Genomic DNA, 10,188 nt, shown 5'->3' on the forward strand with positions numbered 1-10,188 from the left:
TCCACACGGGTGTACGAGGGGTACGAACGGGTGAAGCCGCTGGTCCACGCGGTGCGCCCGGGAGCCGATGGTCGTACAGTACGGCGATCCTGCCGGGGTGATGAGCCTCCGTCCGCTGCTGCCCGCCCTGTTGAGCACCGTCCTGCTCGCCCCCGTCCCCGCGTACGCCGCCGCGGCCGGCGGAACCGGCGGCGGCATCGAGACCGCCCGGACCACCCGTCAGCTCGCCCCCGGGATCCGGCTGGAGTCCTACGACCGGCTGGAGGCGGACCGCTGGCTGCGGATCGACGAGCTGGTGGCCGACCTCGACCCGCGCGGCGGCGTCCGGGCCGAATACCTGGGCGGCGCGGGCGGCCCGGTCACCCTCGGCGAGGCCGTCGCCCACTACCGGCCCGGAGCCGGGCGGCGCGTGGTCGCCGCCGTCAACGGCGACTTCTTCGACATCAAGGCCACCGGAGCCCCCCTCGGCCCCGGCGTCGGCGCGGGCCGGCTCCTGCACTCCGCCTCGCCCGGGCCCGGCGGCGGAGCGGCCGTCGGCTTCGGCCCGGACGGGGCCGGCCGCCTCCTGCGCCTCGGCCTCGACGGGACGGTGACCCTGCCCGGCGGGCGCGCGTACCCCCTGGCCGGGTACAACGCCGCCAAGCCGCCCGCCGAGGGCTTCGCCGCCTACACCGCCGACTGGGGCGGCAAACGGCTCCCGGCGGCGGGACCCGGCCCGGCCGTGGAGCTGCGCGACGGGAAGGTCGCCGCCACCGGTCCCGCCCCGGCGGCGCGGCCCGCCCCCGGCACCACCCTGCTCACCGCCCGGGGCACCGGCCCGGCGGCCGCCCTCGCCGCCCTGCGCCCGGGGGACGAGGTGGCCGTCACCGCCCGGCCGCTGCCCGCGTCCGGGCCCGCCCCGGTCACGGCGCTCGGCGGGCGCGGCACCCTGGTCGCCGCCGGTGTGCCGCTGAACCACGACGGCGAGGCCAACGACGCCGCCGCCCCGCGGACCGCCGTCGGGCTCTCCCGGGACGGCCGGCGGCTCAGCCTGGTCACCGTCGACGGCCGCCAGCGCGACAGCGGCGGCCTGACCCTGACGGGGCTCGGCGCGCTCATGCACCGGCTCGGCGCCTACGAGGCCCTCAACCTCGACGGAGGCGGCTCCGCCACCCTGCTCGCCGCCCACGCCGGCGCGGGCGCCCTCACGCTGGAGAACTCCCCGTCCGACGGGCGGCAGCGGCCCGTGCCCAACGGCCTCGTCCTGACCGCCCCGGCCGTCCCCGGCCCCCTCGCCGGGTTCCGCGTCGAGCCCGTCGGCGGCGCCGACCGGCTCTTCCCCGGCCTGACCCGCACCCTCACCGCCACCGGTTACGACGCCGCCCTCGCCCCGGCCGCCGCGACCCCGCGCTGGACCGCCGACCGGGGCCGCGTCGGCCCGGACGGCGTCTACCGCGCCGGCCGGCCGGGCGCGGCGACGGTCCGGGCCACGGCCGCCGGGGCGGGTCCCCTCAGCCCCGGGGGCCTCCGGGAGGCGACCCTGGCGGGCGCCGGCGCGGCCGAAGGGGTGCTGCGGCTCGACGTGCTCGGGCCGCTCGCCGGGATCCGGGCCGTGCCCGCCCGGATCGGGCTCGAACACCGCGGGGACAGCGCCGGGTTCACCCTCAGCGGGTACGACGCCCAGGGCGCCGCCGCGCCCGTCGAACCCCGGGACCTGACCCTGCGCTACGACCACACCCGGTGGCGGGTCGCCGAGGACGGCCGGGGCGGCTTCACCGTCACCGCCCTCGTCCCGCAGGCCGCCGGGCGGCTCTCCGCCACCGTCAAGGCCACCGGCGCCACCACCGAACTCGCCCTCGGAGCCGGCTCCCTGACCACACCCCTGGCCGGATTCGAGGACGCCGCCGCCTGGACCGGCGCGGGCACGGCCCCCGCCGAGGGCCACCCCGGCCCCGGACTCGCCCTGGAGGCCCGCCCCGGCGCGGCCGCCGTCCCGCCCCGGCCGCTGGCCGTACCGGAGCTGACCCGCGCCCTGTCCCTGTGGGTCGCCGGGGACGGTTCGGGAGCCCGGCCCGCCGTGGAACTGGCCGGGGCCGACGGGGTGCCCCTGACCCTGCGGGGGCCCGCCGCCGACTGGACCGGCTGGCGGGAGGTCCGGCTGCCGGTCCCGGCCACCGCCGAACAGCCCCTGCGCGTCACCCGTCTCACGGCGGCCCCGGGCGGCCGTCCCGGCCGGCTGCTGCTGGACACCCTGACCGCCACGACCCCGCCCACCGGGCCCGCCGCGCCCGGCGCCGCCCGGCCCGACCCGGTGGTGGGGACCGCCGCGCAGGCCGCCGCCCGGCCCTGGAGGTTCGCCGCCGGCGGGGCCGTCGCGGGCGCCGAGCTGGTGCTGACCGGCGCCGAGCGGACGCCGTTCCTGCACCGCGGGGTGCGCTTCGTACCGCTCGACACCGGCCGCCGCACCCTCGACCGGGGCGCCGGACTGGCCCGGATGCGAGCCCTGCGCGAGGCCCTGGACACCGCCGCCCGGGAGCCGGGCACGGGCGCGGTGGCCGTCGTCCTGCCGTACGCGCCGCAGGCGCTGGACCGCAAGGAGGCCGCCCTGCTGACGCTGCGCCTCGCGGAGTTCCGCCGGACGACCGGGAAGCGGGCGGCGGTCATCACCCTCGGCGCGCCGGGCTTCACCGCCGGCCGCGAGGAGGGCGTGCTGACCGTCGCGGCCCCGCGCACGGGCCGCACCCTGTTCGGCGCCGACCCCCACGCGGCCCCCGGCCGAGACTGGCTGTCGGTGGCGCCTCCGGCCTAGAGCCGCACCAGGGTGACCTCGGTGGCCTTCACACTCGTCCAGACCGCCGCCCCGTCGGCCACGCCCAGTTCGGCTGCCGCCTCCGGGGTGATCTCCGCGACCAGGTCGGGGGCCTCGGCCGAGCCGACGAGGACGCGCAGCCGGCTGCCGACCGCGGTGACCTCGCGCACGGTGCCGGGCCAGACGTTGCGGGGGCTGCCACCGGGACGGTCCCGGTGCACGGACACCGCCTCCGGGGCGATGATCGCGAGGGCCCGCGCCCCCTCCGGCAGGGCCTCGGCCACCACCAGCCGCCCGCCGCCCGCGAGGGCGAGCCCGTCGGCGGTGGCGGTGCCCGCCCAGGCGTTGCGGCCCAGCATCCGGGCCACCCACGGCGAACGCGGATGCCGGGTGACCTCGGCGGGCGGGGCGTCCTGGAGGGTCTCGCCGTCGGCCAGGACGAGGACCCGGTCGGCCAGCGACACCGCCTCGACGGGGTCGTGCGTGACGATCAGGCACACCCCGCCGAACCCCGCCAGATGGGTCCGCAGCGTGTGCCGCACGTGCGCCCGGGTGGTCTGGTCGAGGGCGGCGAGGGGCTCGTCGAGCAGCAGCAGCCGGGGGCGGGCGGCCAGCGCCCGGGCCAGGGCCACGCGCTGCGCCTGCCCGCCCGACAGCTGCGCGGGCCTGCGCTGGGCGAGGTGGCCCACGCCGAGCCGGTCCAGCCACGCCTGCGCCTCGCGGCGGGCCTCGGCGCGCGGCACCCGGCGGGCACGCAGCCCGTAGGCGGTGTTGGCGAGGGCGCTCAGGTGCGGGAACAGCGCCCCGTCCTGCGGGACCCAGGCCACCTGGCGGCGGTGCGGGGGCAGGGTGGTGACGTCGGTGTCGCCGAGCCGCAGTGCGGCGTGGGCGCGGGGGGTCAGGCCGAGCAGGGCCCGCAGCAGGGTGGTCTTGCCCGCGCCGTTCTCGCCGACGACGGCGATGGTGGTGCCCGGCGCGGCGTCGAGGGTCAGCCGGTTGAAGCCGGTGACCTCGGCGTGCAGGGGCCAGTGCCCGCCGTCGGCGGCGGCCGGCGCGTCCTGCCGGGGCGGGACGCCGTTCCGCTCGGACGGGGGCTCCTCGGCGGCCGCCGGCCCGGTCCCGGCGCTCTTGCGGGCGACCGGGGTGCCCGTCCAGCGGCCCCGCAGGGCGATGAGGACGGCCATGGCGATGGCGAGCAGCAGCAGCGACACCGAGGTGGCCGCCTCGGGCCGGTCCTGGAGCAGCAGGTACACCTGGAGCGGCAGCGTCTGGGTGGTGCCGGGCAGGTTCCCGGCGAAGGTGATGGTCGCGCCGAACTCGCCCAGCGCCCGGGCCCAGGTCAGGGCCGCGCCGGCGATCAGGCCGGGGGCCACCATGGGCAGGGTCACGGTGAAGAACACCCGGACCGGCGGGGCGCCGAGGGAGGCGGCGGTCTCCTCGTAGCTCTGCTTGAGCCCGCCGAGCGCCCCCTCCAGGCTGATCACCAGGAAGGGCATGGCGACGAACGTGGCCGCGACGACGGCGCCGGAGGTGTGGAAGGGCAGGGTGATGCCGAAGGTGCCCTCCAGCCAGGGCCCGAGCAGCCCGCGCCGCCCGAAGCCCAGCAGCAGTGCGACACCGCCGACCGTGGGCGGCAGCACCATCGGCAGCAGCACCAGCGAGCGGACGAAGGCCTTGCCCCGGAACTCGACCCGGGCCAGCAGCCAGGCGAGCGGCACCCCGAGCACCAGCGAGAGCCCGAGGGCCCAGGCGGACACCAGCAGCGAGAGCCGCAGGGCCTCGACGACGCCCGGGCTGGTGAGGTGGTCGGCGAGGTCGCCCCACTGGGTGCGGGTGAGGATGCCGACCAGCGGCAGCAGCAGGAACGCGACGGCGAGCAGCGCGGGGAGCGCCAGCGTCACGGGGGGCCGGGTACGGGTGCGGAGTCTGCTCATGGGATTCCTGGTCGAAGGCTGCGGCCGGCTGGAGGAGGAGCGTACGGAGCCTATGGCGCGGGGCGTACGCCGTCAGCGGGCGTGCCGGGGGAGACGGGGGGACATGCCGAAGGGGGCTGCCCGTCCCCCCGGACCGGGCAGCCCCCTCGGGGCGTGGTGTTACGGCTTCTGGAAACCGGCGTCCTGGAGGATCTTCTGCGCCTCCGGGGTGCTCAGCCAGGCCACGAACGCGGCCGCGGCCTCGGCGTTCTTGGACTGCTTCAGCGTGGCGGCCGGGTAGGAGGCGACGGCGTTCTGGTCGTCCGGGATGTCGACGTTGACGACCTTGTCGCCGGACTTGGCGGAGTCCGTCTTGTAGACCAGGCCGGCGTCGGCCTCGCCCAGCTCGACCTTGCTCAGCACGGCGCGGACGTTGGGCTCCTGGGAGACCGGCTTCACCTCGATCTTCTGGGCTTCGAGGATCTGCTTGCTGTAGCGGCCGACCGGGACCTCGGGCGCCGCGAGGACGACCTTGATCTTGGAGTCGGCGAGGTCCTTGAGCGCGGCGATCTTGAAGGGGTTGTCCTTGCCGGTGGCGATGACCAGGCGGTTCTTCGCGATGACCGTGGCGTCGTTGGTGTCGGCCTTGAGGCCGTCCATCGTCTTGGTGTCGGCGGTCACCAGCGCGTCGGCCGGGGAACCCTGCTTGACCTGCGCGGCGAGCTCCTGGGAGCCGGCGAAGGAGAAGGTCACCTTGGTGCCCGGGTGGGACTTCTCGTAGGCCGCACCGGCCGTCTTGAAGACGTCGGTGAGGGACGAGGCGGCGAGCACGGTGAGGTTCGCGGCCTTCGCCTCGGGAGAGGCGGGGGCGGAGGCGGAGGCGGAGCTGCCGGCGTCGGCCTTCTTGTCGTCGTTGCCGCCGCAGGCGGACAGCGGGACGAGCAGGGCGGCGGTCAGGGCGGCGGCGGCCGCGCGACGGTTCAGGATCGCGTGCATGAGAGGGGGCTCCTCGGTCGGGTCGGCGGCCGGCCGGATGCCGGGCCGCGTGGTGTGACCCGCGCCGTGACGGGCGGAGCGGGTGGGGACGGGCGCGGGTGCGCCGTGAGTACGCGCGGTGCGCGTGGTGTTCAGCGGTGGGGCGGGCGGCGGTGTGCCGCGCCGGACCGGTGTCAGGTGCGGTCGATGTGCACGCTGGTCGACTTCACGCGGGCGGTGGCCTGCATGCCGACCTCCAGTCCCAGTTCCTCGACGGCCTCGCGGGTCAGCAGGGAGACCAGCCGGTGGGGACCCGCCTGGATCTCGACCTGGGCGGCCACGTCGCCGAGCGTGACGGCCGTGACGATGCCGGGGAAGGCGTTGCGCGCCGAGGTGTACGGCTCCCCGTCCTCGGTGTGGGCGCCCTGCCCCACCTCGACGGAGAAGGCCGCGAGGTCACGGCCGTTGATCAGGCGACGGCCCGCCTCGTCGCGATGGGTCGCGACCCGGCCGGCGTCGGCCCAGCGGCGCGCGGTGTCCGGGCTGACGCCCAGGAGACGCGCCGCCTGTCCGATGGTGTAGGACTGCATGCGCGACAAGGTAGGGGCATCTCGACCGCATGTGCAATTCGTTTGGCGCGTTCTCTATCGCAGATGCCATCTCCCTTGTGGTATCCGCCAAAATGCGTTCCGGTTCGGGGCCGCCGGATCGATAGGCTCGGCGCATGGCTGATACGAAGAACACGGGCGGAGCGGCCGGTACCGGTCCGGGTCCGGTGGAGGCGGGTACGGCGCGGGTGGACGCCTGGATCTGGTCGGTCCGGCTCACCAAGACGCGGTCCGTCGCGGCGACCGCCTGCCGGGCGGGGCACGTCAAGGTCAACGGGGAGCGCGCGAAGCCGGCGCAGCCGGTGCGGGCCGGGGACGAGGTGCGGCTGTTCCACGCGGGGCGGGAGCGGGTGGTCGTGGTGCGCAGGCCCGTGACGAAGCGGGTGGGGGCGCCGGTGGCCGTGGAGTGCTTCGTCGACAACAGTCCGGCGGTGCCGACGCCCGTCGAGGCGGCGGTCGTCGGGATCCGGGACCGGGGGGCCGGGCGGCCGACCAAGCGGGAGCGGCGGGAGTTCGACACCCTTCGGGGGCGGTAGCCGGCCGGGGTCCGGGGGCCGCGCCCCCGGACCCGCGCGACCGGAGCCGTCAGGCCTTGCGGTAGGCGTAGGCCTCCGTGGCCGCCGCCGCGACGGCCTCCAGGGAGGCGCCCGCCGAGGCGGCGACCACCGCCGCCACCGCGCCCTCCAGGAACGGGGCGTCCACGAGGAGGGAGTGCGGGGGGAGGTCCCCGTCCTCCAGGAGCGCCTTCACCGTCAGGACCGAGCTGCCCAGGTCCGTCAGGAGGGCCACCCCGGCGCCCTGGTCCACCGAGGCCGCCGCCGCGAGGATCAGCTCCGCGCTCGTGCCCAGGCCCCCGTCGGGGCTGCCGCCCGCCGGCGCCACCGGGGCCACCGCGCCGCCCGCCGCCAGGCCCTGGGCCAGCCGCGCCACCGACTCGGCGACCTGGGCGCTGTGCGAGACGAGGACGATGCCGACGACGGGGGTCATGCGCCGGCCCCTTCCGCCGTGTCGGCCAGGGCGCCCAGCAGCAGGGCCGAGGAGGTGGCGCCCGGGTCCTGGTGGCCGACGCTGCGTTCGCCGAGGTAGCTGGCCCGGCCCTTGCGGGCCAGTATCGGCACCGTCGCCAGGGCGCCGGCCTCCGCCGCCGCCCCGGCCGCCGCGTACGAGGTGTCCAGGGCCGCGACCCCCGGGACCAGGGCGTCCAGCATCGTCTTGTCGCCCGGCGCCGCCCCGCCCAGCTGGGCCACCGCGGCCACCCCCGCCTCCAGGGCCTGCCGCAGTGCGGTGTCCTCGACCTCGGGGGCGTCTCCGAGCTCCTTGCCCGTGCGGCGCAGCAGCGTGCCGTACAGGGGGCCGGACGCGCCGCCGACCGTGGAGATCAGGGTGCGGCCCGCCAGTTGGAGGAGCGCTCCGGGCGCCGTGGCGGGGTCCGCCGCGGCCACGGCGGCGCGGACGGCCGTGAAGCCCCGCAGGAGGTTGGCCCCGTGGTCGGCGTCGCCGATGGGGGAGTCGAGCTCGGTCAGCCGGTCCGCCTCCCGCTCCACCGAGGCCGCCGCGGCCTCCAGCCAGCGTCGGATGAACTCTGCGTCACGCACGGGGATCCTCTCGTTCGTCCATCGTCATGTGTCCGGCCCTCCGCGCCGCGCCCGGTCAGCGGCCCCAGCGCAGGGCCGGGGTCTGGACCGGGGCGTCCCAGAGCCTCAGCAGCTCCTCGTCGGCCCGGCATAGCGTCACCGAACAGCCCGCCATGTCGAGGGAGGTGACGTAGTTCCCGACCAGGGAGCGGGCCACCCGCACCCCGCGCGCCGCCAGGAGCCGGGAGACCTCCGCGTGGAACCCGTACAGCTCCAGCAGCGGGGTCGCCCCCATGCCGTTGACCAGGGCCAGGACGGGGCCGTCCGCCGTGCCGCCGCTCTCCGCGAGGTCGTCGAGGACCGCGCCCACCGCCACCTCCGCGATCTCCCGCGAGGTCATCATGGCCCGCCGCTCCCGGCCCGGCTCCCCGTGGATGCCGATGCCCAGTTCCAGCTCCCCGTCCGGGAGTTCGAAGGTCGGGCTGCCCTTGGCGGGGGTGGTGCAGGCGCTGAGCGCGACGCCGAAGCTGCGCGCGTTCTCGTTGACCTGCCGGGCGAGCGCCGCGACCCGGTCCAGCGGCGCCCCCTCCTCGGCGGCCGCCCCGGCGATCTTCTCCACGAACAGGGTGGCGCCCGTACCGCGCCGTCCGGCCGTGTAGAGGCTGTCCGTGACGGCGACGTCGTCGTTGACGAGGACGCTCTCCACCCGCAGCCCGTCCTCCTCGGCGAGCTCGGCGGCCATCTGGAAGTTGAGCACGTCCCCGGTGTAGTTCTTGACGACGAACAGGACGCCCTGCCCGGCGTCGACCGCGCCGGCGGCGTGCAGCATCTGGTTGGGCACGGGGCTGGTGAACACCTCGCCGGGGCAGGCCGCCGAGAGCATCCCGTAGCCGACGAACCCGCCGTGCAGCGGCTCGTGCCCGGAACCGCCGCCGGAGACCAGGCCGACCCGGCCGCCGCTCTTCGCGTCGCGCCGGACGACCACCCGCCGTTCCACGTCCACGTCGAGGTCGGGATGCGCGGCCGCCATCCCGTGCAGCGCGTCGGCGACTACGGTGTCCGCGGAGTTGATGAGCATCCTCAAAACTGCCTCCCAGGTGGCGCGGCCGTCCGGCCCCGTTGGCGGCCGGGTTTCGAAGTCAACCACGGCCGGACGCCGGATCAGGGGAGGAACGGCGAGGAGGACGGCGGATCGGCCGGGGCCCGCCGGGGGAGCGGCGTCAGCCGTCCCGTTCCCGCAGCCGGCGGCTGACCTCGCCGAGGCCGTCGGCCAGCGCGTCGAGCTGCTCGGGGGTGAGCACGTCGACGAGGGCGGCCCGGACGGCCGTCACGTGGCCGGGCGCGGCCTCCTCCAGCCGGGCCCGGCCCGCGTCGGTGAGGACGGCGAAGACCCCGCGCACGTCGGAGGGGCAGCTGCGGCGGCGGACCAGCCCGGCCTTCTCCATCTGGGTGACCTGGTAGGTCAGCCCGCTCTTGGAGTTGATCAGCCCGTTGGCCAGCTCCGTCATGCGCAGCTCGCCGTCGGGCGCCGCGGCGAGCCGCACGAGGATCTCGTACTGCGGGTGGGAGAGTCCGGAATCGTCCTTGAGCTGCTGGTCGAGATGCCGGTTCACCAGGGCGGAAGCGGCCAGGAAGCCCCTCCAGGCCCGCATCTCGCGCTCGTCGAGCCATCTCGTTCCGTCCATGCCGCCAGGGTACACGAGTTGTTCGAATTTGAATCACTGGTTAGTCTCGGCGTCGGCGGTTCGAATTTGAACAACCAGCTCGTCGAACGACTCCCCGGGCCGCCCCGACCGGAAGGAAACCCCCATGACCAGCGCCTCCGCCACCGCGACGAAGGCCCCGGCCACGGCACCGGCCGCCTCCGCCACCACCCCCGCCCCCTCCACCGCCGGCCGCGACGCCGGCCTGCTCCTGCTGCGCGTCGTCCTCGGCCTGACCGTCGCCGGCCACGGCGTCCAGAAGCTCTTCGGCTGGTTCGGCGGCGGCGGGATCAGCGGCACCGGCCAGTTCTTCACCTCCGTCGGCTACCCGGCGGGCGACACCATGGCCGCCCTCGCCGGCCTGACCGAGACCCTGGGCGGCCTCGGCCTCGCCGCCGGCCTGCTCACCCCGCTCGCCGGGGCCGCCGTCACCGGCACGATGATCAACGCCCTCGCCGTCCACGGCGCCGGGGCCTTCTTCGCCCCCAAGGGCATGGAGTACGAGCTGCTCCTCGCCTCGGCCGCGGCCGCCCTCACCCCGCTCGCCGGGGCCGCCGTCACCGGCACGATGATCAACGCCCTCGCCGTCCACGGCGCCGGGGCCTTCTTCGCCCCCAAGGGCATGGA

General features: G+C 76.7%; 10 protein-coding genes. 3 read left to right on the forward strand and 7 right to left on the reverse strand.

Going from position 1 to position 10,188, the window contains the following annotated elements; genetic code table 11:
* Positions 1 to 100: 100 nt before the first annotated feature.
* Positions 101 to 2,788: a phosphodiester glycosidase family protein gene (locus AB0O29_RS24275; protein WP_365154672.1), complete on the forward strand. Its 2,688-nt coding sequence runs from the start codon at positions 101 to 103 to the stop codon at positions 2,786 to 2,788.
* Here the strand turns inward: AB0O29_RS24275 and AB0O29_RS24280 are convergent.
* The 3 genes from AB0O29_RS24280 to AB0O29_RS24290 all read right to left on the reverse strand — a co-directional run bounded on the left by AB0O29_RS24280 (position 2,785) and on the right by AB0O29_RS24290 (position 6,266).
* Positions 2,785 to 4,722 carry an ABC transporter permease gene (locus AB0O29_RS24280; RefSeq protein ID WP_365154675.1) on the reverse strand — a complete coding sequence of 646 codons (1,938 nt, stop codon included), beginning with the start codon at positions 4,720 to 4,722 and terminating at the stop codon, positions 2,785 to 2,787. The two genes, AB0O29_RS24275 and AB0O29_RS24280, sit on opposite strands and share 4 nt — an antisense overlap.
* A 159-nt stretch (positions 4,723 to 4,881) precedes the next feature.
* Positions 4,882 to 5,697, reverse strand: a complete 816-nt coding sequence (modA, locus tag AB0O29_RS24285) for a molybdate ABC transporter substrate-binding protein (protein ID WP_365154678.1) — start codon at positions 5,695 to 5,697, stop codon at positions 4,882 to 4,884.
* Positions 5,698 to 5,870: 173 nt separating this feature from the next.
* Positions 5,871 to 6,266: a molybdopterin-binding protein gene (locus AB0O29_RS24290; protein ID WP_042809951.1), complete on the reverse strand. Its 396-nt coding sequence runs from the start codon at positions 6,264 to 6,266 to the stop codon at positions 5,871 to 5,873.
* Between the two features lie 134 nt (positions 6,267 to 6,400).
* Between AB0O29_RS24290 and AB0O29_RS24295 the strand changes: the two genes are divergently transcribed.
* Positions 6,401 to 6,820, forward strand: coding sequence for a S4 domain-containing protein (locus tag AB0O29_RS24295; protein ID WP_365154681.1), 420 nt, complete (start codon positions 6,401 to 6,403; stop codon positions 6,818 to 6,820).
* Positions 6,821 to 6,869: 49 nt separating this feature from the next.
* Here the strand turns inward: AB0O29_RS24295 and AB0O29_RS24300 are convergent, their stop codons facing one another.
* From AB0O29_RS24300 to AB0O29_RS24315, 4 genes are all read right to left on the reverse strand, one after another.
* Complete coding sequence (locus tag AB0O29_RS24300) at positions 6,870 to 7,271, reverse strand: PTS fructose transporter subunit IIA (RefSeq protein ID WP_365154684.1); 402 nt, start codon at positions 7,269 to 7,271, stop codon at positions 6,870 to 6,872.
* Positions 7,268 to 7,879 (reverse strand): dihydroxyacetone kinase subunit DhaL, encoded by a 612-nt coding sequence (gene dhaL, locus AB0O29_RS24305; RefSeq protein ID WP_365154687.1) that lies wholly within the window; start codon positions 7,877 to 7,879, stop codon positions 7,268 to 7,270. Before dhaL ends, AB0O29_RS24300 begins: the two co-directional genes overlap by 4 nt.
* 55 nt (positions 7,880 to 7,934) lie before the next feature.
* Positions 7,935 to 8,942 carry a dihydroxyacetone kinase subunit DhaK gene (gene dhaK / locus AB0O29_RS24310; RefSeq protein WP_365154690.1) on the reverse strand — a complete coding sequence of 336 codons (1,008 nt, stop codon included), beginning with the start codon at positions 8,940 to 8,942 and terminating at the stop codon, positions 7,935 to 7,937.
* 136 nt (positions 8,943 to 9,078) lie between these two features.
* Positions 9,079 to 9,543 (reverse strand): MarR family transcriptional regulator, encoded by a 465-nt coding sequence (locus AB0O29_RS24315; protein WP_365154693.1) that lies wholly within the window; start codon positions 9,541 to 9,543, stop codon positions 9,079 to 9,081.
* Between the two features lie 124 nt (positions 9,544 to 9,667).
* Here AB0O29_RS24315 and AB0O29_RS24320 point away from each other — a divergent pair.
* A partial coding sequence (locus tag AB0O29_RS24320; RefSeq protein WP_365154695.1) for a DoxX family membrane protein occupies positions 9,668 to 10,188 on the forward strand: 521 nt, incomplete at its 3' end.

The organism is Streptomyces sp. NPDC089915 (genome assembly GCF_040684675.1).
GTDB lineage: Bacteria > Actinomycetota > Actinomycetes > Streptomycetales > Streptomycetaceae > Streptomyces.